General features: G+C 57.7%; 23 protein-coding genes and 5 pseudogenes. 18 read left to right on the plus strand and 10 right to left on the minus strand.

What is annotated here, in order from left to right; genetic code table 11:
* Positions 1-30 precede the first annotated feature (30 nt).
* Complete coding sequence (locus BA011_RS44680) at positions 31-189, minus strand: hypothetical protein (RefSeq protein ID WP_167379018.1); 159 nt, start codon at positions 187-189, stop codon at positions 31-33.
* Positions 190-547: 358 nt separating this feature from the next.
* A complete protein-coding gene (locus BA011_RS36220; RefSeq protein ID WP_065284369.1) occupies positions 548-1,102 on the minus strand; it encodes an acyl-homoserine-lactone synthase in 555 nt (184 codons plus the stop codon).
* Positions 1,103-1,452: 350 nt separating this feature from the next.
* Between BA011_RS36220 and tnpA the strand changes: the two genes are divergently transcribed.
* Both tnpA and tnpB read left to right on the plus strand, forming a co-directional pair.
* On the plus strand, positions 1,453-1,881 hold the full coding sequence (gene tnpA, locus BA011_RS36225) for an IS66-like element accessory protein TnpA (protein ID WP_065282713.1): 429 nt from the start codon (positions 1,453-1,455) through the stop codon (positions 1,879-1,881).
* Positions 1,878-2,189: an IS66 family insertion sequence element accessory protein TnpB gene (gene tnpB / locus BA011_RS36230; RefSeq protein ID WP_065284370.1), complete on the plus strand. Its 312-nt coding sequence runs from the start codon at positions 1,878-1,880 to the stop codon at positions 2,187-2,189. Before tnpA ends, tnpB begins: the two co-directional genes overlap by 4 nt.
* Here tnpB and BA011_RS36235 read toward each other — a convergent pair.
* On the minus strand, positions 2,177-4,264 hold the full coding sequence (locus BA011_RS36235) for a recombinase family protein (RefSeq protein ID WP_065283441.1): 2,088 nt from the start codon (positions 4,262-4,264) through the stop codon (positions 2,177-2,179). The two genes, tnpB and BA011_RS36235, sit on opposite strands and share 13 nt — an antisense overlap.
* A gap of 492 nt (positions 4,265-4,756) precedes the next feature.
* Between BA011_RS36235 and tnpC the strand changes: the two genes are divergently transcribed.
* The gene (gene tnpC, locus BA011_RS36240) at positions 4,757-6,400 is read left to right on the plus strand and encodes an IS66 family transposase (protein WP_064246225.1); all 1,644 of its coding nucleotides are present in this window, start codon (positions 4,757-4,759) and stop codon (positions 6,398-6,400) included.
* Here the strand turns inward: tnpC and BA011_RS36245 are convergent.
* A complete protein-coding gene (locus BA011_RS36245) occupies positions 6,369-6,614 on the minus strand; it encodes a DUF6429 family protein (RefSeq protein ID WP_041365332.1) in 246 nt (81 codons plus the stop codon). The genes tnpC and BA011_RS36245 overlap by 32 nt on opposite strands.
* A 367-nt stretch (positions 6,615-6,981) precedes the next feature.
* Between BA011_RS36245 and BA011_RS36250 the strand changes: the two are divergent.
* Positions 6,982-7,221 (plus strand): annotated as a pseudogene (locus BA011_RS36250) (protein rhiA); the annotation flags it as partial.
* A gap of 13 nt (positions 7,222-7,234) precedes the next feature.
* On the opposite strand, the gene BA011_RS36255 reads toward BA011_RS36250, so the two are convergent.
* Positions 7,235-8,424 (minus strand): IS3 family transposase gene (locus tag BA011_RS36255; RefSeq protein ID WP_151343586.1). Its coding sequence is split into 2 segments (ribosomal slippage): positions 7,235-8,172 and positions 8,172-8,424, totalling 1,191 coding nucleotides; the frame shifts between segments, so codons are not numbered across the junction.
* Positions 8,425-8,549: 125 nt separating this feature from the next.
* Between BA011_RS36255 and BA011_RS36265 the strand changes: the two genes are divergently transcribed.
* The gene (locus BA011_RS36265; protein WP_237352823.1) at positions 8,550-8,951 is read left to right on the plus strand and encodes a hypothetical protein; all 402 of its coding nucleotides are present in this window, start codon (positions 8,550-8,552) and stop codon (positions 8,949-8,951) included.
* A gap of 103 nt (positions 8,952-9,054) precedes the next feature.
* Positions 9,055-9,660, plus strand: coding sequence for a tail fiber protein (locus BA011_RS43440; protein WP_237352824.1), 606 nt, complete (start codon positions 9,055-9,057; stop codon positions 9,658-9,660).
* Between the two features lie 754 nt (positions 9,661-10,414).
* On the opposite strand, the gene BA011_RS36270 is transcribed toward BA011_RS43440, so the two are convergent.
* Positions 10,415-11,158, minus strand: a complete 744-nt coding sequence (locus BA011_RS36270) for a helix-turn-helix transcriptional regulator (RefSeq protein WP_064245853.1) — start codon at positions 11,156-11,158, stop codon at positions 10,415-10,417.
* Between the two features lie 696 nt (positions 11,159-11,854).
* Between BA011_RS36270 and BA011_RS36275 the strand changes: the two genes are divergently transcribed.
* Positions 11,855-12,505 (plus strand): outer membrane protein, encoded by a 651-nt coding sequence (locus BA011_RS36275; RefSeq protein ID WP_064245852.1) that lies wholly within the window; start codon positions 11,855-11,857, stop codon positions 12,503-12,505.
* Positions 12,506-12,540: 35 nt separating this feature from the next.
* Here BA011_RS36275 and BA011_RS43450 read toward each other — a convergent pair.
* Positions 12,541-13,042, minus strand: a pseudogene (locus tag BA011_RS43450) (IS6 family transposase); the annotation flags it as partial.
* A 98-nt stretch (positions 13,043-13,140) separates the two neighbouring features.
* On the opposite strand from BA011_RS43450, the gene BA011_RS46200 reads away from it, so the two are divergent.
* A complete protein-coding gene (locus BA011_RS46200) occupies positions 13,141-13,269 on the plus strand; it encodes a hypothetical protein (RefSeq protein ID WP_257785330.1) in 129 nt (42 codons plus the stop codon).
* Positions 13,270-13,693: 424 nt separating this feature from the next.
* On the opposite strand, the pseudogene BA011_RS46270 reads toward BA011_RS46200, so the two are convergent.
* A pseudogene (locus BA011_RS46270) lies at positions 13,694-14,592 on the minus strand (LysR family transcriptional regulator ArgP).
* 101 nt (positions 14,593-14,693) lie between these two features.
* On the opposite strand from BA011_RS46270, the pseudogene BA011_RS45730 reads away from it, so the two are divergent.
* From BA011_RS45730 to BA011_RS36290, 4 genes and pseudogenes are all read left to right on the plus strand, one after another.
* Positions 14,694-14,810 (plus strand): annotated as a pseudogene (locus tag BA011_RS45730) (LysE family translocator); the annotation flags it as partial.
* Complete coding sequence (locus BA011_RS36285; RefSeq protein WP_065284372.1) at positions 14,789-15,757, plus strand: GlxA family transcriptional regulator; 969 nt, start codon at positions 14,789-14,791, stop codon at positions 15,755-15,757. The pseudogene BA011_RS45730 and the gene BA011_RS36285, both read left to right, overlap by 22 nt.
* A 6-nt stretch (positions 15,758-15,763) precedes the next feature.
* Positions 15,764-15,870, plus strand: a pseudogene (gene purU / locus BA011_RS43460) (formyltetrahydrofolate deformylase); the annotation flags it as partial.
* 212 nt (positions 15,871-16,082) lie between these two features.
* Positions 16,083-17,417, plus strand: a complete 1,335-nt coding sequence (locus BA011_RS36290) for an ISNCY family transposase (RefSeq protein ID WP_065279157.1) — start codon at positions 16,083-16,085, stop codon at positions 17,415-17,417.
* A 356-nt stretch (positions 17,418-17,773) separates the two neighbouring features.
* On the opposite strand, the gene BA011_RS36295 is transcribed toward BA011_RS36290, so the two are convergent.
* A complete protein-coding gene (locus tag BA011_RS36295; protein WP_065284373.1) occupies positions 17,774-19,231 on the minus strand; it encodes a PLP-dependent aminotransferase family protein in 1,458 nt (485 codons plus the stop codon).
* Positions 19,232-19,306: 75 nt separating this feature from the next.
* Between BA011_RS36295 and BA011_RS36300 the strand changes: the two genes are divergently transcribed.
* On the plus strand, positions 19,307-19,930 hold the full coding sequence (locus tag BA011_RS36300; protein WP_065284374.1) for an FMN-binding negative transcriptional regulator: 624 nt from the start codon (positions 19,307-19,309) through the stop codon (positions 19,928-19,930).
* Between the two features lie 998 nt (positions 19,931-20,928).
* On the opposite strand, the gene BA011_RS36305 is transcribed toward BA011_RS36300, so the two are convergent.
* Entirely contained in the window at positions 20,929-21,750 is an 822-nt protein-coding gene (locus BA011_RS36305; RefSeq protein ID WP_237352826.1) for a DUF3800 domain-containing protein, read from the minus strand.
* Between the two features lie 264 nt (positions 21,751-22,014).
* Between BA011_RS36305 and msuE the strand changes: the two genes are divergently transcribed.
* The 5 genes from msuE (at position 22,015) to BA011_RS36330 (ending at position 26,732) form a co-directional block, all read left to right on the plus strand.
* Positions 22,015-22,602: an FMN reductase gene (gene msuE, locus BA011_RS36310; protein WP_065284376.1), complete on the plus strand. Its 588-nt coding sequence runs from the start codon at positions 22,015-22,017 to the stop codon at positions 22,600-22,602.
* A 20-nt stretch (positions 22,603-22,622) separates the two neighbouring features.
* Positions 22,623-23,726, plus strand: a complete 1,104-nt coding sequence (gene sfnG, locus BA011_RS36315) for a dimethylsulfone monooxygenase SfnG (RefSeq protein WP_065284377.1) — start codon at positions 22,623-22,625, stop codon at positions 23,724-23,726.
* 124 nt (positions 23,727-23,850) lie between these two features.
* On the plus strand, positions 23,851-24,765 hold the full coding sequence (locus tag BA011_RS36320) for an ABC transporter ATP-binding protein (RefSeq protein ID WP_065284378.1): 915 nt from the start codon (positions 23,851-23,853) through the stop codon (positions 24,763-24,765).
* On the plus strand, positions 24,765-25,661 hold the full coding sequence (locus BA011_RS36325; protein WP_064251353.1) for a branched-chain amino acid ABC transporter permease: 897 nt from the start codon (positions 24,765-24,767) through the stop codon (positions 25,659-25,661). Before BA011_RS36320 ends, BA011_RS36325 begins: the two co-directional genes overlap by 1 nt.
* Positions 25,662-25,664: 3 nt before the next feature.
* Positions 25,665-26,732 (plus strand): branched-chain amino acid ABC transporter permease, encoded by a 1,068-nt coding sequence (locus tag BA011_RS36330; protein ID WP_335727699.1) that lies wholly within the window; start codon positions 25,665-25,667, stop codon positions 26,730-26,732.
* Positions 26,733-26,747: the final 15 nt, after the last annotated feature.

Raw genomic sequence — 26,747 nt, forward strand, 5'->3', positions numbered from 1 at the left:
CCGCCTTGGCGACGGTCACACGGATGAGACTTAGACGTCGAGTTTGTCCATGTCGCCCGGTTTTCCCCCCTTGATCATGGCAGCGATTTCTGTGGTCGAAGGGGTCGGTCCGACGCGCGGCGCCTTGGCAAACACGCTCAACTCGCCACCGATGAGATTAACGGGCTTGCGGGTAGTTATCGTTTCCATGTTATAATTCTCCGTTGGTTGCTTTCCTCGCCGTTCCCCTAAAGGGGTGCCAATGACGCGAGTGACTGAGTTACACTGACTGTCCCATGCCGTTCTAGGGTGGCATAGGCTGCGGAATCATTAGGCTGCAATCGATCCGGGCGGCTACGTGACTGGCTCTCTGACCTAAGCATTGAACGTACGACAATCGCCCGGTAAAAAAGCGGGTCTGATTGCGATGTGGCACCGCTCGTGCAAAAGAATTCCAGGCAGGGACTTGTGCGCGCTTATGAACCGGACTGGCGGCGAATTGGTGACCAAAACTTCCTGAGCCGTAAGGTTCAAACATCGAGCGGAACTTCCTATACTAGCTAATTGCCTAAAACGTCTGCGGGGCGGACGATGGGATGACTTCGAGCGGCACGACTAATTCGTTGTCGAAAATGCTGGGCTCTGAGAGGATGTGTGTTTGCCACCCGTTGGCGCGCAAGGAGTTTATCAGCTTTGGGTGCGTCTCGCCGATGAGCGAGGTGATGCCAGCAACGCGGCAAAACTCCATCAACCCGATCATCAAAACACGCGATACTGGAACCCCGTCAATCCTTTCGTCACCGCTTGCAACCGCCCACCGCGTCCATTCGAAAACGTCGTGCGACCTTGGCCACTTTTGACCTCGCATGATTTGCGGGTAGACGGTTGAAAGAAGATGTGGCTGCACCGTAGGAAGGAGCCGAGAATACCCGATCACCGTATCGTTCTTGATAACGCTAAGATGAATAGCGCAATCGTGATCAAACTGATCTATTTCCCGTCTGTCACTCTTGCGTAATGCCTGCCACCCACGTCGTTCCACAAATTGCTGGTGTCGAAATCGCCAGATTTTCTCCATGATTACGGCGTTAGCCCGAGAGTCCCCAATGCAAATCTTCATCATCGCTCCCTGCCCCCCGGGGATCACTATGCGCGATCTTTCTGTCCTTCAAAATGAGTAGAAATACTCATTTCTGAGCTAGGTCGCGGATGATTAACGTCTTTCGTCGCGCAATCATGATTTGAATTCAGACAATCCCGCGCGGCGTGGGAAGGCGGTTCGGAAAGATCGGCCAAAACGGGTTTAGAATGCCATCACTCGTGCCGCTAGCGTGAATTTGCAGAGCATAAGGTGTGCTCAAAGACGCCTAAGGCTCGATCAAGCGTACGCATCCGAGTTGGGCCGCATTGTGGAGTGAGTGAGAGTGTGGATGCTCTGTCTATATAGACGGCAATATAGACGGTGCTTCACACATGGACTTGATGAATGATCTCACCGGGCATTTTAGCCGGATGGAGATTGTCGATAGCGGGCGTCGCCGGCGTTTCACGGATGAAGGGAAGCTAGCGATTGTGGCTGAGAGTTATAACGGCCCGCGGCAGGTGACGGCCACGGCGCAGCGTCATGGGATCACGCGCTGGCAGTTGAATGCCTGGCGCAGGGCCGCCCGGGAAGGACGGCTTGTCCACCGCTCGACAAACGGGTTTGTTCCAGCGATCGTCGTTGCCGAGCCGGTTGTTGCGAACACGCCACCTGCGGCGACTGTCGCTGTGCCGCCGCCTGTCAGCGACCACGGTCGCATGGAGGTGGTGAGTGCGAACGACCGGCGTGTGATCGTCGGTCGGGATGTCGACGTGGACGTCCTGCTGCGGATTATGCGGGGTCTGGAGACGTTGCGATGAACCCGTTTCCGATGGGAACGGGTGTCAAGGTTTGGTTGTCGACCGGACATACAGACATGCGGTGCGGCTTTCCTTCGCTAGCCCTTCGGGTGCAGGAAGTGTTGAAGCATGACCCGCTGGGCGGTCATCTGTTCTGCTTCCGGGGCCGCCGAGGTGATCTGGTAAAATTGATCTGGCATGATGGCCAGGGCGCATGCCTGTTCACGAAAAAATTGGAACGCGGCCGGTTTATCTGGCCGAATGTAGAGGGCGGCGCGGTGGCAATCACGCCGGCGCAGCTTTCTTATTTGCTCGACTACGCATTTTGATGCCCCTCCTGGTGAGGCTGAATGATTCTCAGATCGAGGTGATTAATGGTGCGGTTACGAAGGTCGCGAACCGCGTTGACGATCGCTGGGGAATTTTGGAACAAATATGCTCCGGTTGACTGCTGGTCGATGAGCAGGCGCTTCCGCCTGATTTGGACGTAAATCCAATTGACAGGAATATCGAGCCTGGCGGCCAGTTGTACGGCGCTGAGCAAAGTAGGTTCGTGTGTCCATCTGTTGCGCTGCGCCTTTGCCTTGATGCCCGCTGCAAGGCGGAGGCGTTGCACTGTGATCGGCAAAACCTTGTCTTCGCAATTGGGTGAATGGTGTCCTTCGCGCGTCAGTATTTCAGCGATTTGATCGTCGGGCACGCCCGTCAGAGCGAGCTCCAGCAGACGCGCGCGCAGTTCTTCACCGCGCGTGAGCTTGGCGACGGAATTGACTTTCATTTTGACGTGGAGATCAGTCACGGCGCCGCCACGCCACACGATCCTCGCCAAAGCAACGTCGCGCTCACCGCGGTCAAGTACGACTTTTTCGACAAGGCACCGCAATAGTGCCTTGCGATGAGCGTCGGTCGTCGCATCGTTGGCCCAGATTTGGGGAAGGCTATCGAATAACGCAACGACCTTGTTGTTGAGGTCTTTGCTAAACCCACTGCGCTTGGCGGGTTCAGTCGATGCTCGTTGGGCAACGGCATCTTCAGCAGCGCGAAGTTCGCTCAACGCTGCTTCCCATCGACGCTCGAGTTCGGAGGCGACCAGACGATTATCAGGGTCAACGCGATTGAACTGGCGTTCTGCCAGCGCCGCGGCGTAGCGCTTGCGCTCAAGCTCCCGTTCAGCGCCAGCGCGCAAGGCCTTGTTGACCTGCTGTTGTGCCTGCCGAGCCCGCGCTAGCGCGTCAAGCTCCCCAGGCGCCAACGCGGCCAGGAAAGCGTCCGCCACAGCTGCATCGATCTGAGCCGCACGGACACGCTGGCAGTCCGGCAGGCCAGAGTGGGAATGCAGGTGGTTGCAAGCATACTCTCCGCCACCTTTATAGCGGACGTACATCTTGTAGCCACATCGCCCGCACCAGGCGATGCCGTGCAACAGCAATTCGCCATCACGGGGAGCTCCCCTGGTTTTGGCACGCATGTATTCGGCTCTGTTGTCTCGCACAATATCGCGGATCTTCTCATAGGTTGACCAGTCGATGTAGTGGGGGTAGCGATCCTTCACGATGATCCGCCAGTCTTTAATATCCTTGGGTGTTTTCGCCTCTGAACCGCCGTCACGCCCGGCGGCGCGAAAGCGGGTCCGTCCATAAACGAAGGCACCGGCGTAGGCGGGATTCTTCAAGATCCGGGCCACCGCCGAGACCGTTGCTCGCGCCCAGCGTAGTTCGCCAAACCGGTCGCGGCGCGGCAGGGGAAGGTCCCGATCATTTAGGACGCGCATGACCTTGGCGACGGTCCGGAACTTCAGGAATGTCCGGAACACAAGCTCCAGCCGTTCCTGAACACCTAGATCAGGATCTTTTACGACCACCCCGCTCGCATCGCGCACCAAACCAACCGGCAGCATGAGGGCAAGCTCGCCGCGCTCAGCCTTGGCAAGCAGACCTGCGGTCAAACGGCTCCGGATTGTATGCAGCTCAAGCTCTGAGATGGTTCCCTTCAGACCGAGAAGCAAACGACCATTGGCGCTGCCGGGATCATAGACGCCATCGCGATCGGCAATGAGGCAGCCGCGCAGGCCGCAGATATCAAGCAGCGGATACCAATCCGAACAGTTGCGAGCAAGTCGGGTCACGTCGATCGACAGGATCAAACCGATCTCACTCAGACCAACCCGTCCGACGAGTTCCTTAAAGCCGTTCCTGCCGGTCGTAGAGGCCCCACTGATGCCGAGATCGGCATCGATAACGTCAATATCGGCTTCATGCCAGCCAAGTTCACGAGCGCGCTCGCGGAGCGCGTACTGTAGCCGTAGGCTCTCTTGATTGCTTATGACTTGATGCGGTGTCGACTGACGGACGTAAACAACCGCTCTGCGTGCCAGATGGGTGGGCTTGACCAGTTCGGACTTCATGACATACCTCCGCCAGAACTGCGGCGACGTCGTCGAGAATCTGACGCCGCAACGCGGGTGATAACGTCGCCCACAGGTTCTTCGGTTCGATCATCATGACCTTCGAGAGTTTCCGCCACCGCGATAAGATCCCGAACTGCCTCAACGCTAAGTTTAATCTGATTCGTGGCTTCGACATATCCCTGTGTCGCTGACACGGGTATCAGCAAGGTCGATCCACCACGATGTTCAACCTCATACGACGGCGCGAAGTTGCCGCCTCTACGTCCCACCTCACGGATTACATTAAAGGAGCGTCCAAATAACGGATGGCTCGGATCCAGCACCTCGATCTTGTCCGGTGATGATTCGTCAGACTCACAAGCAGGGATATTTCTGTAGGCCGTCGCTGTCCGGAATTGACTGGCGAGCCCCTCAGGAAACCTGGCGCCCGACGCGGGTTTGAACGTCTTTTGCATTGAATTTGTTGGATAAATATGCTTCTATGACAGCATGTCGTTACCGCCTCTCTCACTGCCGGACGATCTTGCCAGCGCCCACGCCGCGTTGCTGGCGGAACGCGAGGCGCGGATACGCGCTGAGGCTGAAGCGAGCAGTGCAAAAGCAAAACTTTCCGGCATTGAGGCGCTCAACGCCCATCTGCAATTGCTGATCGCCAAGTTGGAGCGCGACAAACACGGTCCGAGCCGGGAGCGCACCCAGCGGCTGATCGACCAGATGGAATTGCAGCTTGAGGAACTGGTCGCTGATGCGACCGAGGATGAGCTTGCGTCAGAGGCGGCCTCAGCGAAAACACAGACCGTTCGTGCCTTCACCCGCAAGCGCCCGGTGCGCAAACCCTGGCCAGAAAATATTGAGCGCGAACGTCTCGTCGTCGACGCGCCGACCGCCTGCACCCATTGTGGCAGCGAGCGTCTGTCGAAGCTTGGTGAGGATACTACCGAGACGCTGGAGGAGGTCCCGCGCCGCTTCAAGATCGTCGAAACCGTCCGGGAGAAATTTACCTGCCGGGACTGTGGCTGCATCAGCCAGGCGCCGGCGCCTTTCCATGCCACGTCGCGCGGCTTCCTTGGCCCCAACCTTCTTTCCACGATCGTCTTCGACAAATTCTCCGAGCATCAGCCCCTGAACCGCCAAAGTCGCCGGTTCCGCAGCGAGGGGATTGATCTGTCAACCCAGACGCTCGCCGACCAGGTTGGCTACGTCAGCGCCGCCGTCAAGCCACTCTTCGATATGATCGAAACCCACGTGTTTGCGGCCGAGCGCCTCCACGGCGATGACACCACCATCCCGATCCTGGCCAAGGGGCAGTGCATTACCGGCCGCATATGGACTTACGTTTGCGACGACCGGCCATTTGGCGGGCAGTCGCCGCCGGCTGCCGTCTTCTACGCCTCCAGCGACCGGCGTGGCGAACATCCGCAACGACATTTGGCCGAGTTCACCGGCATCCTGCAGGCCGATTGCTACAATGGCTTCAATCCGCTCTTCGACCGGAGCAGGAAACAAATCCCGGTAACGCCAGCCTTCTGTTTTGCCCATGCGCGGCGAAAGTTCTTCGAGCTGGCCGATGTCTCTCGCAGTGCCCGGCGGGGCAAGGGCTTGAGGCCTGTCTCTGCGACGGCGCTGGAAGCGGTCAAACGCATCGATGCGCTGTTTGACATCGAGCGCGACATCAACGGCAAAAGCGCCGAAGAGCGCCTTGCCGTGCGCCAGGAAAAGAGCAAGCCGCTGCTCGACGAACTGGAGGCTTGGTTCAGGCTGGAACTCGAAGGCCTGTCGCGATCCTCACCGGTGATTGAACCCATCAACTATATGCTGTCGCGCTGGGCCGACTTTGCCAGATACGCCGACGACGGCAGGATCTGCATGACGAATAACGCGGCGGAAAGAGCCCTGCGCGGGGTTGCATGTGGAAGAAAAAACTGGAGCTTCGCCGGATCCGAGCGGGGCGCCGACCGGGCGGCCATCATGCTGACCCTTATTACGACGGCCCGCCTCAACGACATCGACCCGAAGGCTTGGCTCGCAGATGTGCTGACGCGCATCGCAGATCTTCCCGTCTCCCGCCTGCGTGAGCTCTTGCCTTGGGAATGGAAGAGGATCAAGGCGGTGGCGATATCGGTTGCCGCGTAAACAGCGTCCGAAACAGCTCCTCCGACCGCCGCAGACCCTCGTCCGTCAGCACCAGCGACTTCGACTTGTTCACCGGGTCGCCGATCATGCCCTTCTGATGCAAGCGATCCGTCGTTGCCCAGTCAAAGCCCTTCCAGGCACAACGCTCGTTATGCAGCGTTAGCCACAACAGCGCCAAAACGGCATCGTCGATCTTGTCCTCATCGATCTCCATGAACCCGACGTTACCACGCGAACCCCATTAAGTCCTGCGGCCCACCTCGGATGGATACGATCAAGCTGGCTCTCAGGCCGCTTTTCGTTTGAAGGGATTGCGTTAGAAAACCATCTCTGCCGGTGCTTATCTGCTACCGACCAAATAGGCTTCGACCGCTATTACCGTCCCGGGTCTCGGGGGCATGCCTATGGGTTAATCGTGGTCTGTCAGGGAGTAAATCTACTCATTTACGTCACCCAGAAATGATTATAGCTCAATTCGTGTCTCCAACACTCGCCTCAGTTGGAGCTGGGCCAAGAAGCGGTCCAAATGATTGGACTAGTCCTGGCGTCAAGATTGAAAATCAGCGGAAAGGGAGAATCAAATGTCCTTGCATGTCAGCTACGTAGACAAGGAAATGACGGATCATGCCCGTGCATCACAGCCGGGAAGCGCGGCGCTTGCCCAAGGAACGCAATATTCGTTGCTGTTGAAGAATCAATCGGCGCAACCTTGGACCTTCTATGTCTATCAAAAGATGCCTCAACCTGTTGCCAATGTCTTCTCCTTGGCATGGTTCTGCTCTCCGTATCAAATTCGGGTTGGCAATCAAATCAAGTTGACCTGCCACTGAAGTTTCATCCGGCTGCGATTAGAGCCTCGGCGGGTTTGAATACGCCAAATGGCGCGGTGGGAGCAACCGGCGGAAACGCGAAGCTTTCATCTTGCGCAGCGTTGGAGCCGGTTGCGGCGATGATCCCGGCGTAGCCTGCCGGGGTCTGGTATCCGAGCGACGAGTGTGGCCGGAAATGGTTATAGTCGTCAGCCCATTCAGCAATGGCGCTGCGGGCATGATCGAGGCCGAAGAAGAGGCTCTCGTTGAGCAACTCGTCGCGCATCCGGCCGTTGAAACTCTCGACATAGCCGTTCTGCATTGGCTTCCCCGGCGCGATATAGTGCCACTCGACCTTGTGATCCCTCGACCAGGCGAGGATGGCATTCGACGTTAGTTCGGTGCCGTTGTCGGAGACAATCATTCCGGGCTTGCCGCGTCGTTCGATCAGCGTCGTCAGTTCTCGGGCGACACGTCGACCAGAGATCGACGTGTCCGGGACCGCTGCCAGGCATTCGCGCGTCACGTCATCGACAATGTTGAGCACGCGGAAGCGTCTGCCGCAGGCGAACTGGTCATGCACGAAGTCCAGCGACCAGCGGGCATTGGCCTTCGCTTCAACCAGGATCGGCGCACGTGTGCCGACCGCACGCCGCCTGGCTTTCCGCTTGCGAACGGAAAGACCTTCCTCGCGATAGAGCCGGTAGATGCGATTGACCCCGGACGGCTCTCCGTCCCGCCGAAGCAGGACAAACAGCCGACGGTAGCCGAAACGACGCCGCTCATTGGCGAGGTCGCGCAGCTTCGTCCGCAGTTCAACCTCCGGCGGTCGGCTTGACCGGTAACGGATCATCTTGCGGTCGGCGGATATAATCTGGCAGGCCCGCCGCTCCGAAAGACCCATGACGGCCTTCAGATGCGTGACGGCGTCACGCTGGGCGGCAGGCCCTACCATTTTTTTGCAAGAAGCTCGCGGAGCGCGGCTGCATCAAGCATCTGCTCGGCCAGCAACTTCTTTAGCCTCGCATTCTCGTCCTCAAGCGCCTTCAGACGCTTCGCTTCGGAGACTTCCATGCCGCCGTATTTGGCTTTCCAATTATAAAACGTTGCTTCTGAAATCCCGTGCTTGCGGCAGAGATCGGCTGCCTTCGCACCCGCCTCCTGTTCCTTCAGCACCGCAATAATCTGCTCTTCCGTAAATCTCTGCTTCTTCATATGTCCGTCCTCAATGGTCCGGACTCTAATCCATTCTGGAGGAAATTCTCAGTGGCAGGTCAAAGTTCACTTGGGAGCTCGCCTATAATTTCGTCTGGAGCGACACGGGACAACTGATTCCTGGCGTGGACTTTTTTGCCTCCGGGGTGGAGGACTGCAGCCCCAGCGGGAAAAACACCACTACTTTTTCACTAAGTGGTGGACCCGGCCTGACCGTGCCGATCAAGGCGGATCCTGCAGGATCACTGGTCATCAACGATGCTGGCAATGTGCCAAACAATCGGTTCTCTGTGGGTATCGGCATGTCCGGAACAGGAACTTATGTTGTACAAGCGGGCACCAATCTGTTCCACACGTTCACGCCGACTCCGAGCTATTGGATTGCGGCGGGAACGAATGTGTCTATCGGTTCGGTGCTCAGTATCGACACGATCACCCAGACCAGTGAAGCCAAGTTTCCCTCTGCCGTCTTCAATCTCGTAGGCGTGCTCCACGAGGACAATACCTGGGATGTCAACCCGGCTTGATGGCAAGGTGAATTGGCTTCAGCTCCGCCGGTCAGGTCGGAACTGATGCATGGGAGTGCCTCTTGTTGCTGATAAGTGGCACTCCTTCCCTCACACATCAATCTTGACCAAGGAACAAAAGATGTTTGCAGGGCCTCCAATCGGTGCGGTCTGTCCCTTTGCGGGGCAAGTTGCCCCTACCTCGCGCTCGGTCAATACAATCTGGAGCAACACGCCCTGCGCAAGCTCTGGCGTGGCTGCGGGTACAAATGCGGAAGCTCCTATCAGCTACGTCGAAGCCCAGGGATGGATGCCTTGCGACGGACGCTATCTTAGGGCTGCCGCTTATCCAGAACTCTATGCCGTTCTCGGCGGACTCTATGGAGAGCGGAGTTCTACGGCCGATCTGGAATTTCGGATTCCAGACTACCGTGGGCTGTTCCTGCGCGGCTTCGATGCCGGTGCCGGTATGGACCCTGACGCGAAACGACGGCTAGATCCAACTGGCAATAATGTTGCGAATGTTGTTGGATCACTCCAATGCGATGCTCTGCAAGTTCACGCGCATCCCTATGAGATAACGACGCCGGCGGGAATTTCGCAACAGGGCAGTGCCGCCGGAACTTCCGTTTCAAGCAAATCGACAGGTTCACCGGAAAATCCGGCACGCACAGCTCTTGAGACGCGTCCCAAGAACGTGGCCGTGAACTACCTGATCAAGTTTCGATAACTTGAAAGGGGCGCAGGTCCTTTCACTCGATTCAGAGACATCGGTCCGGAAGCGACATCTTGCCGGTCGGCAAAAGAGGAGAAGCTTAATGACTGCTACTTTGAGAGCTTTCGGATGCCTAGCTGCTTTCGCTCTGACCGTCACATTCGCGCAAGGTGCTGCGGCTGAGGAGCATCAAAAAGGCAAGGTCGTGGCGACGCCCGTGGAAACTGGCGTTGTGATCCGCGGCGTCACACTTGCCGGCCCGGTTGGAAATCCGGGAACGTCAACCGGGAAAACATGCGACTTCAGCGGTGAGCCCGTGGATCCATCCGGACGTTTGGAGGGGGCAAGCGTCAACTGCAGGCCAAATGGCAACCGGGCGAATACATTGCCAGGGCTACCCGCACGCTTTAACGCGTATTGCGTGATAAATGCGCCGGTCAAAAGTGCGCGGCTAATCCAAGCTGCCCGACCAGAAAATGCCAACCACTGCGATCTGTCGGGGATCACCCCAAAAGACGCGACTGGTCAATTCGGGGGGCCGTCTGGCGGTAGGCGGTCATTGGACGACGTCTGAGGAAACAAATTCAAAGCACGTCCTCGCAGCCACCCAAGGGATGCTCTCTGCTCGACCTACCGAAAACTGTGTTGCGCCTGTCTATCAATTCAAGCGCCGATTTAGCTCTGCATTTCAACGGGCTACTATCTGGTCATGATGGCTGTCGTGATCCAACGGGCCCGATCTTTGAAGTGGCCGAAAACTCCATATATTTCAGCGAATGATTCTGAGACGAAAGCTTTCGGCAATCATCTGAGGTGTATTAACCACATTAAGCTTTCGCTGGATGTTCAAAATGACATTTTGGATGGTTCGATGGGATCGTCCGAGAATCGTTGCGATCTCTATTGCTGTTTTGCCTGCGGCACACCAATGGATGATTTCGCGCTCTCGCGTTGTGATCATGGGTAAGGCCTGAACTTTTCGACTGGCATCATTCCCAATTTCGGCGCGGAGCAAGCTGTGCGCGTAAGCCGCCATCAGATAGAGCGCGCTTCGGTGGCGGGTTGAGAGCTCTACCTTTTCCGCTCCAAAACTGACAATAGATTGAAACCCAGCGGCAGTGTGTAAAGGAACGCTGAAGCCGTCAATCAACTTGAATTCGCGTGCCTCATTCATGACGCGACGGCTCTGCCGAGTGAGTTTTTGATCTCGCAGAGCTTCCGACCAAACAAATGCGTGATCACATGTCTTGCTAAGCTGCACTATGGGGTCAGCGTGGACATAGTTGTTTTCACGATAGCGATCAAACCACACGGCTGACCAATTGCCCAAAACGAAATAGGGATCAATTCGCTCCGGAGGCGAGGGGATTCCGGATATCGCGAAATAACTAAACCCGAAATATTGTGAAATTTTGCCAAGTAAGAGTAACACATCGTCTTTGCTCTTTGCACTGGCTGACTCTGACAGGAAATCGAACACCAGATTCGAGACCGTTGAGGATTCTTCCTTCACGACAACCTCCCGGTTCGGCGCAAGATTAACGTCGTCACATCTAAGCAGTGAGTGCCCAGTTCGGTGGGCGGCTAAACTCTAAAAACCATATTAGATACCCTTGATACATACAACCAAAAAGCGCATCTTTCAGGTCAAGTTGGTCGCCCGAATAAACGTGCGCGTTTTCGCCAGCGGGATCGTCGTCGGCAAATCGTTTGGCGCCAGTGCCACCAGCTGAAAAATAGACCAGAATATATTCCTAAATATATTTTTGTATATTTTTCCAGTTATTGGTGGACTATCAATGCATTACCGTTCTTTTACATAGACTAAACGAATATACTATTGAATATATCCGCTGCGTCTCTTGTCTTGAATCACGTATTTGTAGAGAGTCTGCTTATGCAGGAGGTATGACAACGCTGGAATATTCAACAGGCGAAGGGCTGTCGCAGGGAAGAACGTCGGGGGCTATGGTCCAGGAGGTAGGCTCCGGCACAGCAGGGGACAACGCCCCTATGTCCCGAAAAGCGTCGGGTCGACACAAGACCCAACGGACGCGATGCGAAACTTGATCCAGTCGAGCGATCTGGCTCTTCTCATGGAAGCTCATGATGCCCTCTCCGCGGCTATCGCGGGTCATGCGGGGTTTGCAGACCTTTGGGCGTCCAGCCCAGCACCGGATGTTAGTTTCCGCTCGTTATGGAGTTATATATGTCGCTAATTAAAAGAAAAATCTTCTCCGTGGGCGTCTCGATCCTAATGGCATGCGGCGCGTCGGCGGCCGATCTAGCTGACCACAGCGTTCCGAGCGCCCCCTCTTATGACGCACCGCGAACCTTCTCGTGGGCCGGGGCTTACGCCGGTCTTCACGGAGGTGTCGCGGCCTCCAAATTCAACCCGTTCAACAATGATCGCGCTCCAGCGGTGGGCGCTCAGGTAGGTTACAATTTCCAGGCCGGGCCAGGCGTTTTCGGTGCAGAACTGGAAGGCTCTTACATGAACAACGAAGTGCGTGTGCCTGGCGGCAAGGTGGAAAGCCGCTTCCGCGGTGCCGCGAAGGCCAAGGCTGGTCTGGGCTTTGACCGCACTTTCGTCTACGGCACCGCGGGCGTCACAACGACCGAGTTCGAGGGCCGCCGCCCCGCATCCGGATCGGACAAGTGGAAATCCGGACCGGATAGCTGGAAACAGGGCTACCTCTTCGGCGGCGGCGTCGAGCACGCGTTTTCGGGCGGCGTGTCGGCAAAGATCGAGTACAACTACGTCATTAACAACGCCGTCCCGACGACGAGCGGAGGCATCAGCTCGAAGTCCGACCTCAACGATAATGTAATTGAGGCGGGCATTAACTTTCGCTTCTGACGAACTCGTCTGGAAGCCTTGAGCATGGGCACGAATCAAAGCCGTGCGGACAACTTTCGGACGAGTTGGCCGCTGACGGCTTTCCACTGGGCCATGGCATGCGGTCGGCGGTTGCGAATTTGGGTAGCAGAAGGTTTTGTGTGATCTGGAACGAAGAGATTGCGAACGTCGGAGAACAGCGAAACAAAATGTTGCAGGCTCCCGATTGATCGGCATCCCTGGCGCATTCGTTCCCGTTTTCGAACGGCAGATGCGAGTTCTCCGCCTGTTGTTTAAGCTCTTGTGTGAGCGATGCTCAACACCCGGCATGACCTGACGTTTTGCCGCTTCATAGGAGCGGAGCTTGTCAGTGATCATGCGCCTCGGCACCATCCCCTGCTTTTTTAGCAGACGCATCACCAAACGTCTGGCAGCCTTGGTATTGCGGCGAACCTGCACGATTTCGTCGAGCACATATCCGTCTTGGTCGACAGCCCGCCACAACCAGCATCGCCTGCCATTGATCCAAAGCGCAACCTCGTCGAGATACCAGACATCACTGCCCGTCGTGTCGCTGCAGGGGAAGGGCAAGATGAGCCAAAATCGTGTGTTTAAGCATGGAATGTTCGGTCCTCGATCCAAGGTGAGCATCAGCCGTGCCAAACATCAAGATCTATATCGATCAGGGGCTTCCTGAGCACACGCAACTCGGCCTTCGCGAGAACCTGGCGCCTCTGAGAGACATCATCTGCCATACGCTGAAGGTCGAAAGTGCGGCCTGCTAGCTTGTCATTTTGACCGCCTATGGTATGGCTGACCAACTCGTGGTGAACATTGAGATCGCCATCTTGCCCAAACCTGACCGCACCCCCCGGTACTTTCCGACCCTGCGGCGAAAATCCAGAAATCGATTGCAGATGTCGTCAATAGGCCAGTTGCGGTACGGTTGTCTGTTCTTGACCCGGCGGAATACATCTCTCTGAAATAGGTGTTGCGACAGGGCCGCGTACGTCCGCCTTTTCGATCGAGGCCTGCCGAGTCTTTGCACCGACTTCATCGATCTCTCGATGCCGCTCGGCGGGCGCAATTGGCCACACGTTTACGCGTGCCGGTGGGATCGACGCGGCGATTGCCGTCGCGACCGAGCGAAGCCAAGGCTACGACATTAGCTGTTCATCTACTTCACGGAACGTGATTAAGGAGTCGGCTTTAATCGTCGAGGTGCTGCTTGGCGACTGCGATCACAATGTCGGTGAGGGTCGCGAACCGGTCTGCAGCAAGCCTGTTGATCTGCCAGAAAAGTGGGATGTCGAGCGGCTTGTCGGGGATCAACTCCACCAGTGTTCCTTTCTGAAGATGTGGGCGGACGAGACACTCGGGGTTCATGCCCCAGCCAATGCCTGCCACGCTAGCGTCAACGAAAGCATGCGTGGATGGAAGAAAATGCGTCGGACAGATGAATTCTTCGCCAAGTGTCTGGGCGATCCATCGGTCTTGAAGCTTGTCTTTCTGGTTGAAAGTCAGGGCCGGTGCAGTGCGGAATGCCTCGCCGCTGATGCCTCCGGAAAAAATAGCGCTCAACGAATTCCGGGCTTGCAGTGGCGCGGTAACGCAACGAACCGAGGGCGGTGCGGCGGCATCCGGGAACCAGCCTTTCGCTCCCTGTCACAGCCGCAATCACCCGCCCGCGCTCTAGCCAATCAGCCGTGTGGCCCTCGTCATCAATAACAACGTCCAGAAGATAGTTTGAGGATTTGGCAAATGCGGAAAGTGCCACGAGAAACCAGGTTCCGAGACTATCGGCATTTGTTGCGAGGTGGATTGTCACGCGTTCAATCAACTGGGTGGACGGTGCGAGCGACGGTGAGTGCTCATACAGGTCTCGTTCAAGCAGCCCAACATTTTCTACGTGCCGACACACCCACTGCCTGCTCTGTGGCAACGCAAGGATTTCCCCTGACGACTAGCGCGATACCCATTCGCTCTTCGAGGTTTTTGACGCGCTGCGAAACTGCGGATGGTGTGACATTGAGCATCCCTGCCGCTTTTTCGAAGCTTCCAGTCTGCACAACGGCGGCCAAGGCCCGCAACGCGGAGTAGTCAAGCATGTAAGTTCGCCTTAATCGAGGTAAGCCACTTTAATTAGCCTAACTTAAAGCATTCCGGTAGTGGCTGACACGACAATCGTGAGTATGCAGAACTGCCTCAGACCAACCCGAAATCGATCCTCGCCTGGATCGCCCTGGTGACGCTTGGCCTCGGCCCGGGTGCGTCCTCGCACACCGTGGCAGCGATCCTCGGTGGATGCGCTGTTTTGAGCGTAACGGCGCCCCTTCCGTGGCGGGAACGGGCCAGTTGCGGTTCATGGCCGATCGGACAATCTTCGATGAGGACGAGGATATCGACACCCTACTCGTAGCAGGCGACCCGGCCTTCTTCGAAATCGACCCAGCCGTCATCGCCTGGCTCCAGCGTCGAGTACCGACGGCCAGACGGTTCGGATCGATCTGCACTGGAGTGTTCCTGCTCGCCGCCGCCGGTCTTCTCGACGGAAAAAGGGTCACCACGCATTGGGAATGTGCCGCGAAGTTCAGCGACGAATATCCCGATATCGATCTGGATGCCGACGCCATCTACGTGCGCGACGGTTCTCTGATAACGGCTGCCGGTGTCACGGCAGGTATCGATCTCGCATTGTCGCTCGTCGAGGAAGACCATGGCAAGGACACCGCAATGATCGTTGCGCGCTACATGGTCATGTTCATGAAGAGACCTGGCGGACAGTCGCAGTTCAGTGCGCATCTCGTCGGCCAGATGTCAGAAACGACGCTGATCCAGAAGGCCCAGGAGTACGTCTTGTCGAATTTGAACGGCGACCTCGACGTGGAGAGTCTTGCCCACGAGGTCGGCATGAGCATCCGAAACTTCGCGCGGGTCTTCCGCAAGGAGCTCGGCTTCACGCCGGCGGAATTCGTTGCAGCCGCCCGCACAGACGCCGCGAGACGACTGCTGCAGGACACCACGCAGCCGCTCTTGAGGATCGCTACCACTTGCGGCTTCGCGGACGTGAATGCTATGCGCCGGGTCTTCGCCAAAACCATCGGCGTAAGTCCGAATGACTACAGGAGCCGTTTCCAGACATCGTCGAAGCCATCGCAAGCCGCACCTATTCGCGATGCTCAAGGGCACCCGGGGAGGGCACTCGCGATGGAGATAGCGTTAGCTACCTCCCATCCTGGCGCGGTCGGCGGGCAGGGAGCGCGAGCGGTCTGAGTTCGAGTCGTCAATCACGACAGTCCTTTCCCCACATCAAGGCGACGAAGGAAAACAAGCCGCGGGCTGAGGGCCAGATTCTTGATATGGTTGAGCAGGCAGGCACGGAGCTGACCCAAGAGTGAGAGCCGTAAAGCAATTCGTGAAGGGAACTGGTTCGTCGAGATGACAACGCCCTCTAGTCTAGTGCCCGTCCACAAACGGTAAACCACTGAAATTATTGGAGGAATAGCGATATTGCGACGGGCAAAGCCCGGCGGTTTCAGGTATACTTTAGATCAAGCCATTGATTCTAAAGACAAACCCGCAACCGCCGGAGCCGACAATGCGCCAAGAACGCACCGTCCAAGCCAATATATTCGATCTTTTCGCCGAACACGAGATCGGCCGCGAGCTGAAAGCCATGTCGCAATGGCTGGATGAGCATCGTGATCTGCTCGGGCTGGTAGCGCAGGACCTGCGCCGCCACGGCGTCAAGGAGACCGGCCGCGAGGGCCTGCCGGCGGAGGCCGTGCTGCGTTGCGCCCTGCTCAAACAACACCGTCAGTTGAGTTATGAGGAGTTGGCCTTTCATCTGGAAGATTCCGCCTCGTTCCGGGCCTTTGCCCGGCTGCCGTGGGGGTGGAACCCGAAGAAGTCGGTCTTGCACAAGACGATCAGCGCGATCCGGGCCGGGACCTTTGAAGCGATCAATCGCGTGCTGTTGACGAGCGCCCGGCAGGACAAGGTGGAACGCGGCAAGGTCGTGCGCATCGACAGCACCGTCACTTCGGCGCTGATGCACGAACCGAGCGACAGTAGTCTTTTGTGGGACTGCGTGCGGGTGATGGTGCGGCTGTTGCAGCAGGCGGCTTCCTTGGGCAGCGCCATCTCATGGCACGATCACTGCCGCGCGGCGAAGAAGCGATCCCGGGCGATCCAATTTACCCGCGGTCGTCCGAAACGAGTTCAGCACTATCGCGCGCTGCTCAGGATCACGCGCACCACCTTGAGCTATCTCGAACAGGCGGCGGCGCAACTGCCCTTGGCGGCGGGCCCGGCGGTCGAACTCTGGCAGGCCCAACTCCGCCACTATAAGCCGCTGATCGAACGGATCATCGCCCAGACCGAGCGGCGGGTCCTGGCCGGCGAGGCGGTGCCGGCTGGCGACAAGCTGGTCAGTTTGTTCGAGCCGCATGCCGACATCATCGTCAAAGGCAGCCGCGACGTCGAGTATGGCCATAAGATCAATTTGACCACCGGCACAAGCGGGCTGATCCTCGACCTCGTCGTCGAAACCGGCAACCCGGCCGACAGCGAGCGCTTGCTGCCGATGCTGGAACGCCACATCGGCATCTGGGGCGAGGCGCCGCGTCAGGCGGCGGCCGACGGCGGCTATGCCAGCCGCGATAATTTGAGCCGAGCCAAAGCCTGGGGCATCTGCGACATGGCCTTCCACAAGAAGTGCGGCCTCAGGATCGAAGACATGGTCAAGAGCCGCTGGGTCTATCGCAAGCTGCGCAACTTCCGCGCCGGCATCGAGGCCGGCATCTCCTGCCTCAAACGCGCCTACGGCTTGGGGCGCTGCACCTGGCGTGGGCTCGACCACTTCAAGGCTTATGTCTGGTCCTCGGTGGTCGCATACAATCTCGCCCTCTTCGCCCGCCTCAGGCCGACCTGACATCCCATGTCGCCAGCCAAAACCGGACCGGCGTGACGCCGGCAGTTGCCAATGCGCGCATGTCCACCAGAAATCCTGGCCGCCGCAATTAGCACCCATGAGCCACACCGCATGGCTTCAAAGCGGCCACCAAGCGGAACCCAAGTGCGCTGCAAGCTCAAGAAAACCAGCGTTTATGGACGGAAACTAGTCTAGAAACGAGCCTGGTCACTGGAGACTTTCAGAGGTCGGTCCGACCGAAGCAGGTGCGCTAAGCTGCGGTATACGCAGTATGGTTCGCGCGGTGCCATGGGATTTCGCGTGAATCATCCAGTCTTATGTCGCGAGTGCGACCAATGACTGCTGGCAGCCACCGGTCATGCCGACCAGAATTTGGATCGGTAGACCTGTACTAGCTTCTCCACAGCCTTTCCAATCAGCGCAACGGGCATGGAGGCGTATCCAAATATAAACCCCGCACGTTGATCTGTTGGGGACGCAAACAGACGCGAAATTGGGTAGATCCCGACACCTTCTTGCCTCGCGCAGCCGGCGAAACGCTCTTCATCGCTGGCAGTGAGGCAGTTGAACCACGCGACGATATGCAGGCCCGCCGACGTTCCAACGATGTCGACCTCGTCGCCAAACGCTTCGGCCATTGCATTCAGGAATACCGCACGCCTTTCGGCGTTCAATCGCCTCATCTTTCGAACGTGGCTTTCATATGCGCCCGTGTCGATCATTGACGCGAGAGCCTCCTGTTCAAAGCTCGAGCTGTGTCGATCGGTGATCTGCTTGCATCGGACAAAGGTCTCCACAAGCGTGCTAGGCAGCACCGTGTAACCAAGGCGGAGCGTTGGCGATAGCGTCTTGGATACGGTGCCGACATAGATAACCCGACCTTTTCCGGTCATCCACAGCGGCGGAATCGGACGTACGTCATATCGATACTCCCCGTCGTAGTCGTCCTCGATGATGTAGGTGTTCCCGGCGATCGCCCATTCGATCAGGGCCTTGCGACGTCCGGACGGAAGGACGCCGCCCAGCGGAAACTGATGGCTGGGCGTCACAAATGCCAGTGCTACACCCGTAGGATCAGGAAGCCGAGAGGTGTCCATTCCATCCTTATCGCATGGGGTGGCAACGGGCATTGCTCCTGTAGCAAGCATCACGTTGCGGGCCATCGCGTAGCAGGGCTCCTCGAGGACAACCTGGCTTCCCGCATCGACAAGCACCCGCGCGCACAGGTCCAACGCCTGCTGGGAACCGCTGACGATGATGATCTGGGCGACATCGCACTCAATACCACGAGCTCGCCAGAGGTAGCTTTGCAAGGCACGGCGAAGTGCCGGGCTACCGGCTGGATGCTCATAGCCAAGCCGTTCTCGGTGCGCCAGGACTGCCGCGTTCAGGGCACGCCGCCAAGCTAGCTTGGGAAAATCCGACGAAGCCACGTCGCCGTACCGGAAGTCGTATTGAAGCACTGCCTGTTCCGCGCTGATGTTCTTGGGCAACGCCATTGCACGCGAGGCATAGGCGGACACCCGGGGAGTGGTGTCTTGCGGCCGCGATTCGGGCCTAGTGCAAGTATGTCGTCCTTCGAACCCAACCGTCGGCTTCGCGCCCTGCCGCACCTGAATGTAGCCCTCAGAGATCAACTGGTCATAGGCGGCCGTCACCGTGGTCCTGGAAACGCCGAGTTCACCCGCAAGCGCGCGGCTCGAGGGCAATTTCTCACCCGTATCGTAGACGCCAGACAAAATCTGGTCGCGCAAAGACAGGTAAATGCGGCGCGTCGCGCCGCTCTTTCGTGAGCCCTTCGCTAACTGGACCAATAAAATATTCCAAAAGTGGCGGTGTACCTTGTGCCACTTTGATGTGAATAATGCGCTCAGGTCAAGGAGATGCTTATGTACACCCCGCCAGCCTTCGCCGTGGAAGACACGACCGAGCTTTACGAGATGATGCGGCAATGTCGCCTTGCCAATTTCGTGACGGCTACACCCAACGGGCCGATGGCCACTCCCTTACCTATGTTCATCGATGAGGCCGAGGGAGAAAGGGGCGTCCTCTATGCGCATCTGGCGCGACCGAACCCGCAGTGGCAGGCTCCTGTCATCGGCCATGGACTTGCAGTCTTTATGGGGCCGGACGCCTATGTGACGCCGTCCTGGTACGCTTCGAAAGCAGAGCATGGGAAGGTGGTCCCAACGTGGAACTACACAGCGGTTCACGCCAGCGGACCGGTCGAGTTTTTCGAAGAAGCCGAACGACTATTTGAGATTGTGTCGCGCCTCACGAGAATCCACGAGGTGTCACGCTCGCTACCTTGGGCAGTCACTGACGCTCCCGAAGCCTACATTCATGCTCAACTTCGTGGCATTATTGGTATTCGCATGCCCGTCGTGTCGCTGCAGGGAAAGTGCAAGATGAGCCAAAATCGTCCTGCGGCCGATCGCAAAGGGGTGAAACAGGGACTTGGCGATAGCGGCAGCCCTACCGATCAGATCGTTTCTGACATGATCCCCGGCTGAGACGAGCAATCGGGGAGTGAGATTCCGGAAGTAGCAATAGATGTTGGAATAACCCTTGATCGATGAACGGATCAAGGAAAACGCCCCTAGTTTCACAGCGATGAGCATTTGTGTCGACGCGACCAAAGCAGGAGAAGGAAGCCTGCCCTACAGGGCTTCTGACAGATGCCTGCTTTTACGCATTGGGAGCGGCTAGCATGGCCCGAAGCACAATTGACAGTTGAGCCGATGCCTACACCCGGTTCGGAGCCAAGTCCAATCGGACGCACTGTTCGGCGCAAGCACTGTGAAAAGCGGGCGTTGAAGGAGGGAATGATTCCTTCGATCAATCATGTCGTCGATCTGTATAACGCCGTCAGAATATGTCATTCGCGTTGGCGGCGGGAACTATGATGCCAGTGGGGCAATAATTGGAAACTGGATTATTTTTATCGGCAACGGCGGCTTCGCGCCCGTATTTTCGCCGTTCTCGCCGTATCCGAAAGTACCTAGAAGCTGACATGAAATCGCCCTAGGAATGCAGCTATAAGTTAGCTGGCGTGTCATCCGTAGTTGGCTTGTGATCATATCGGATACTTCTCGTCAGAATACTAGGACACGAGAGCGAATGCCGGCAAACCATCAACATCGCAGCCTGCTGTGCCGGATCGCACATCATCGTCTTAGAGGAGGCTATCCTACGGGCAGGGTGGTTGGGATCGAGCGTCTCATAGAGGAAGGCGGCAGCCGCGCGGACGGTGACGGTGGCCGTCATTGCGCGGTGGGATATCGATAACAAAAGCGGCTTGGTGATGGTTACGAGGGAACGAGCGATGCCAGTTCGTACTTGATTTCGACGAATGTTGCGTTCGTACCGCTGTCAGGTTAATTCGGTTTAACGAAAAATTCCTTGCAACAAATCATGGGGTACGATAGTTATTCGGTCGGGCTTGGCCCACGAGATCGCCTTTGCGGTCGCCCAAAAGCCTCAATGGAAACGTCGGAGGCTTTTTGAGTTTTTAGGCCTTCCGTTCGACATTTTCAAAGCAGCTATATTTGGATCCGAGCATCGGCCGCTCGTCTTCCTTGATATGGCAGTCAATCAGCTTTCCGTCGTCGGTCAGGCGCTGGTAAGGACGATTGCTGGCGTGATAGCCGCCCATGCAGATCGGCCATAGATACAGATCCGCCAGTTGCGCCATCGGAGAAGTCTTCTGCTTGGTCTTGAACTCGTAGAGCGTCTGGTTCAACTGCTCGGGGGTCAAGGGGCCGTATTTATCGGAATTGTCCTTAGCGAACGGCATTCCCTCCGCCTTTAGAGCCTTGTAGTAGCCCCGCAGGTTCGCATCTTCAGCCTTGTTGCAGCGTTCAGGATGCACGCGCAGCTTCATGCCTTGGGTGATAGCGTACTTCGCGGCACGTTCAACGACGACAGTAAATGCGGTTTTGCAGAGCATCCAAGGATTCTGCTTGTACTGCTCGAGGTATCGTCCACAGTATCCAGGGCGGTCGACAGTGCACGCGATACCGACCACGGGCGCCTCTCGCATCAGAATGTAAAGTTCCTCGTAGAATGCTCCCAGCTTGTTCTTCTCCCAGGCCCGCAGGAAATCGAAGTTCTCGTTCTGCGATCTGATTTCCGACGAGTGCAAGGGCGCCGTGATTTCCCATTTCTCACAGAACTTTGCGTGAACGTCTCGGGCGTTGTCCTCTTCGTCACTTTGAACCAGGATTCCACCGAGTGCGAACCAGTCGTATCCGTGCGCCGCTTTCTTCCCGACCTTGTGGGTGGGATGTCTAGTTCCGGAATCATCGAGGTAGAGGTTCAAGGTGACAGGCACGGCAATCTCTCGTGGCAGTCGATCGACCGCTTAGATTTTGGGGTGGTTCGAATTCCTATAATGCGATTATCTTCAGCACAACGGTAGCCAAATGGCGCACCGAACGCCACATCGGCGCACCGTGCACTGCTGCCGAGTTATTATTTCGGCCGGCACGGCCATTTCCAGGATCAGAATTCCACATTTGGAACGAATATTAGAATCCAGTCGTTATCATTAGTCCATTAAATATATAGACTACGCCAACAATTGGGGCGTGGCGAAATGAAAATTCTGGGTCTATCGGGCAATGTCAAGCAACCGTCGCGAACTGCCTCTGTTGTGGAGGCCGTCGTCGTTGCAGCGGCATCGAAGCTGGGCCTCGAAAGCCGAACCATAGAGCTGGTTGACGCTGCTCCGATTCTATTCAGGGCGCTTCGATCCGACCAGCTGGATGCCGCGGGGCGTGCGATTATCGACGCCGTCGAGGCGGCTGATGTCCTGGTTGTCGGGTCGCCGGTCTACCGGGCATCGTATGCCGGCGCTCTCAAACATCTTTTCGATCTTGTTGACTACCGCGCACTGACCGGCAAGCGGGTCATTCTAGCCGCCACAGGCGGCACACCGCTGCACGGTTTGATGATTGAACATCAGTTGCGCCCGCTATTCGGCTTCTTCAACGCGCTGACGCTGCCGACTGCTATTTACGCCACAGAAATCGATTTCGCGAATTATGAGATTACCAGCCCCGCGGTTCGCGAGCGCATCGAGCGCGCAGTTTCAGAACTCGCGCAGGTGCTGCCGGTCTCCAATAACGCCGCTGCCGACCGCGCCCATGGAAACCGCCCAGCGCCCCTCGCCGCGTCAGCTTAGTCATTTTAAGGGAGAGTGCCATGTCCTATGCCAGTAGAGAGCCGGTCAAATTTGCATACTGGGTGCCCAATGTTTCGGGCGGCCTCGTCATTTCGAACATCGAGCAACGCACCAGCTGGACGATCGAGTACAACAGAAAGCTGGCGCAAATCGCCGAGGCGAGCGGCTTCGATTACGCACTGAGCCAGATTCGCTTCACCGCCGGCTATGGCGCCGAGTTCCAGCATGAATCAGTCTCCTTTAGCCATGCACTGCTGGAATCCACGACGACACTAAAGGTGATCGCAGCCATTCTGCCGGGACCGTGGAACCCAACGCTGGCGGCCAAGCAGATTGCCACGATCAATCACCTCACCAATGGCCGTGTCGCCGTCAATGTCGTGAGTGGCTGGTTCCGCGGCGAGTTCCACGCGATCGGCGAGCACTGGTTAGATCATGACGAGCGTTACCGCCGCTCGGAGGAATTCATCCGCGCGCTACGTGGCATCTGGACCGAGGATAATTTCACGTTCCACGGCGATTTCTATCGCTTCAACAATTATTCGCTGAAGCCCAAGCCGATCGATCCGCAGCCGGAAATCTTCCAGGGCGGCTCCTCGCGCGCCGCGCGCGATATGGCATCGCGCGTTTCCGACTGGTACTTCACAAATGGCAACACACCGGAGGAAATCGGCAAGCAGGTCGCTGACATCCAGGGCAAGGCGAAGGGCAACGGTCATTCCGTCCGCGTTGGCGTCAACGCTTTCGCCATCGTCCGCGAGACCGAGGAAGAGGCAAGGTCCGTCCTTGCCGAGATCATCGAGAAGGCCAATCCGGACGCGGTCAATGCCTTTGGCCACGAGGTCAAGAATGCCGGAAAGGCGTCGCCTGAAGGCGAGGGCAACTGGGCGAAATCCTCCTTCGAAGACCTGGTCCAGTATAATGACGGCTTCCGCTCCAACCTGATCGGTACGCCGGAGCAGGTGGCGCGGCGTGTGGTCGATCTAAAGCGTGCCGGGGCCGATCTCATCCTGCTCGGCTTCCTGCATTTCCAGGAAGAGGTCGAGTATTTCGGCAAACACGTGATCCCGCTGGTGCGGGCGATCGAAGAGGCCGAAGCTTCGACCGCAATTGCTGCGGAATAAGTCAGCATGAGACAGGCGGCCGGTTTTCGGCCGCCACGGGGAATAACGGAGCCGCAGATGGCGACACCTGCGGGCGGGATATTGCGCGCTAAGCGACCGGTTGGGCGCAATGGAAAACGGGGGCATGCGCACGATGACATTGGCTTTTGGATCGCTGGGTTCCGCGCCTTTTACGCCGGAAATACAGGAGCACTTGGCTGGACTTGACGGTCAGCTGCGCCAGGACGGCGAGCGGCAAGCGACCACAAGTGAGACAATTCTAGATCTTGTAGGGGTGACCTTGTCGTTCGGCGGTGTCGTCGCCCTGACGGACATCGATCTGTCAGCGCGTCGGGGAGAAATCCTCGCCATTATCGGGCCGAACGGCGCGGGCAAGAGCTCAATCATCAACGTGATCAGCGGCGTGTACCGATCGGATCGCGGTCATGTGCGGCTCTCCGGGCGGCTCTACACCCAGGTCCCGACACAGAAGCTCGCCCGTTTGGGTATTGCCCGCACGTTTCAAAATCTGGCCTTGTTCAAGGGCTTGAGCGTTCTCGACAATGTCGTCATTGGCCGGGCGCACACGACGCGGTCGAGCTTCATCGAACAGATCGTCGGCCTCGGTCGTGCCCGCAGGGAACAGACGGATGCCCGCAGTCGGGCCTTGAACGTGCTCGAGTTCCTCCACCTCTCGCATGTCGGCGATCGTCTGGCCGGTACACTGCCTTATGGTTTGCAAAAGCGGGTGGAATTGGCGCGCGCACTGGTGGCCGAGCCCGACATCCTGCTGCTCGATGAGCCGATGGCCGGCATGACGGCGACAGAAAAGAACGAGATGGCCGGTTTCGTGCGCGCCGCCCGTGACAGGTTCGGTACCACCGTCGTGCTGATCGAGCACGATATCGGGGTCGTCATGGATCTCTCCGACCGCGTCGCCGTGCTCGACTACGGCCGCAAGATCGCCGACGGAACGCCCCACGAGGTCCAGCACGACCAGCGCGTGATCGATGCCTATCTCGGTGTCGCCCCTGAGAACGAAAACGGGGAGGGCATCTAATGGCTGATTTCGACTGGCTGTTCTTCACCGAGGTCCTCGTCGGCGGCCTTCTGTCCGGCGTCATGTATTCGCTGGTCGCGATCGGCTTCGTGCTGATCTACAAGACTTCCGGCGTTCTTAATTTTGCGCAAGGGGCGATGCTTCTGTTCGCGGCGCTGACCTTCGTCAGCCTGACGGAACGCGGCATTTCCTTCCCGCTGGCATTCACTATTACCTTCGCGATCATGGTCGTTATCGGAATAGCCGTCGAGCGCACGGTGTTAAGGCCGCTGACCAACAAGCCGCCGATCACGCTCTTCATGGCGACGCTTGGCCTCTCCTATGTCATCGAGGGGGCGGCGCAGTTGATCTGGGGCACGCAGGTGCACGGCCTTGACCTCGGTATCGAGGACGTGCCGTTCGACGTCGGTGGTGTCTACATCAGTCAGTTCGACATCTTCGCAGCCGTCGTTTCCGCCTCCATGGTGCTGCTGCTTTCTCTCTTCTTCCGTTACACCCGCATCGGGCTTGGTTTTCGCGCCGTCGCCGACGACCAGTTCGCGGCGCTCACCGTCGGATTGAGGCTCCCCTGGATCTGGGCGACGGTGTGGGCGGCTGCAGGCCTGGTGGCGCTGGTCGCCGGCCTGTTGTGGGGAGCCCGCGTCGGGGTGCAATTCTCCCTGTCGCTGATCGTCCTGAAGGCTCTGCCTGTTCTTGTGCTCGGCGGCTTTGACTCGATCCTCGGTGCGATCGTCGGCGGACTGTTGATCGGTGCGTCCGAGAAGCTCGCCGAGGTCTATATTGGTGAATATTTTGGCGGCGGTATCGAGGGCTGGTTTGCCTATGTCATCGCGCTCGCCTTCCTCCTCCTACGACCTTCCGGCCTGTTTGGCCAGAAGCTCGTGGAAAGGGTCTGACCGATGTCCACGATCACTCATGATCTTCCGGCATACAGTTTCCCCGCCCGCTGGGCGACGCCACTGGCCTGGCTTGCCATTGCCTATGTCGTTGTGCCGCTTCTCGGGTCCGACTATCTGTTCGAGGCTATCCTGCTGCCGTTCCTGGCGCTCAGCCTCGCCGGCCTCGGTCTCAATATCCTGGCGGGTTATGCGGGGCAGGTGTCGCTTGGAAGTGCTGCCTTCATGGCGGTTGGCGCCTTCGCCGCGTTCAATTTCAACCTTCGCGTCGACGGTCTGCCTTTGATCATCAGCATGGTTCTTGCGGGTTTCGCAGCTGCCGGCATCGGCCTGGTGTTCGGCCTCCCAAGCCTGCGCCTCAAGGGCTTTTACCTTGCGGTATCGACGCTTGCCGCGCAGTTTTTCGTACAGTGGGTGCTGACCAAATTCAGCTGGTTCTCCAACGATTCCGCATCCGGCGTGATCGATGCGCCGCAGCTTTCGGTCTCCGGCCTTGTCTTCGATGGTCCGGTCGGACGATATTATTTAGCTCTGAGCGTGGTGGCCGTCCTCACGGTGCTGACCTATCGGTTGATGAATTCGCAGACCGGCCGCAATTTCATTGCCGTGCGCGACAACGAGACAGCGGCGCGGATCATTGGCGTGCCGGTGCTGAAGACCAAGCTTCTGGCCTTCGCGGTCTCCTCCTTCATCATCGGTATTGCCGGCGTCCTGTGGGCCTTCGCCTATCTCCGCACGGTCGAGCCTGCCGGCTTCAATCTCGACCGCTCATTCCAGATCCTGTTCATCGTCATCATCGGTGGGCTTGCCTCGATCCGGGGTGCCTTTTTTGGAGCGGCGTTGATCGTTGTTTTTCCACTAGTCCTGTCGCGGCTTGGTTCGTTCCTGCTCGGCGACATCTTCAATTCGGGCGTGCTCGATATGAGCCAGCGCATCGTGCTCGGCGCACTCATCATTCTCTTTCTGATCCTCGAACCGGATGGGCTCGTCGCCCTTTGGGACCGGGGTTCGAAAACGCATCGGCGCCGCGATCGTGCGGTCCTGATCGAAACGGAGCCTTCAAAGCTCTGAAATACCAACAGCCTT

The sequence above is a fragment of the Rhizobium leguminosarum genome (assembly GCF_001679785.1).
Lineage (GTDB): Bacteria > Pseudomonadota > Alphaproteobacteria > Rhizobiales > Rhizobiaceae > Rhizobium > Rhizobium leguminosarum_R.

Coding starts and splice junctions, on each gene's coding strand:
- BA011_RS36290 (WP_065279157.1), top strand. CDS start 16,083: ATGCGCCAAGAACGCACCGTCCAAGCCAATATATTCGATCTTTTCGCC.
- BA011_RS36245 (WP_041365332.1), bottom strand. CDS start 6,614: ATGGAGATCGATGAGGACAAGATCGACGATGCCGTTTTGGCGCTGTTG.
- BA011_RS36300 (WP_065284374.1), top strand. CDS start 19,307: ATGTACACCCCGCCAGCCTTCGCCGTGGAAGACACGACCGAGCTTTAC.
- sfnG (WP_065284377.1), top strand. CDS start 22,623: ATGTCCTATGCCAGTAGAGAGCCGGTCAAATTTGCATACTGGGTGCCC.
- BA011_RS36320 (WP_065284378.1), top strand. CDS start 23,851: ATGCGCACGATGACATTGGCTTTTGGATCGCTGGGTTCCGCGCCTTTT.
- BA011_RS36220 (WP_065284369.1), bottom strand. CDS start 1,102: ATGATGAAGATTTGCATTGGGGACTCTCGGGCTAACGCCGTAATCATG.
- msuE (WP_065284376.1), top strand. CDS start 22,015: ATGAAAATTCTGGGTCTATCGGGCAATGTCAAGCAACCGTCGCGAACT.
- BA011_RS44680 (WP_167379018.1), bottom strand. CDS start 189: ATGGAAACGATAACTACCCGCAAGCCCGTTAATCTCATCGGTGGCGAG.
- BA011_RS36275 (WP_064245852.1), top strand. CDS start 11,855: ATGTCGCTAATTAAAAGAAAAATCTTCTCCGTGGGCGTCTCGATCCTA.
- tnpA (WP_065282713.1), top strand. CDS start 1,453: ATGGACTTGATGAATGATCTCACCGGGCATTTTAGCCGGATGGAGATT.
- BA011_RS36330 (WP_335727699.1), top strand. CDS start 25,665: ATGTCCACGATCACTCATGATCTTCCGGCATACAGTTTCCCCGCCCGC.
- tnpB (WP_065284370.1), top strand. CDS start 1,878: ATGAACCCGTTTCCGATGGGAACGGGTGTCAAGGTTTGGTTGTCGACC.
- BA011_RS36325 (WP_064251353.1), top strand. CDS start 24,765: ATGGCTGATTTCGACTGGCTGTTCTTCACCGAGGTCCTCGTCGGCGGC.
- BA011_RS36285 (WP_065284372.1), top strand. CDS start 14,789: ATGCGCTGTTTTGAGCGTAACGGCGCCCCTTCCGTGGCGGGAACGGGC.
- tnpC (WP_064246225.1), top strand. CDS start 4,757: ATGTCGTTACCGCCTCTCTCACTGCCGGACGATCTTGCCAGCGCCCAC.
- BA011_RS36235 (WP_065283441.1), bottom strand. CDS start 4,264: ATGAAGTCCGAACTGGTCAAGCCCACCCATCTGGCACGCAGAGCGGTT.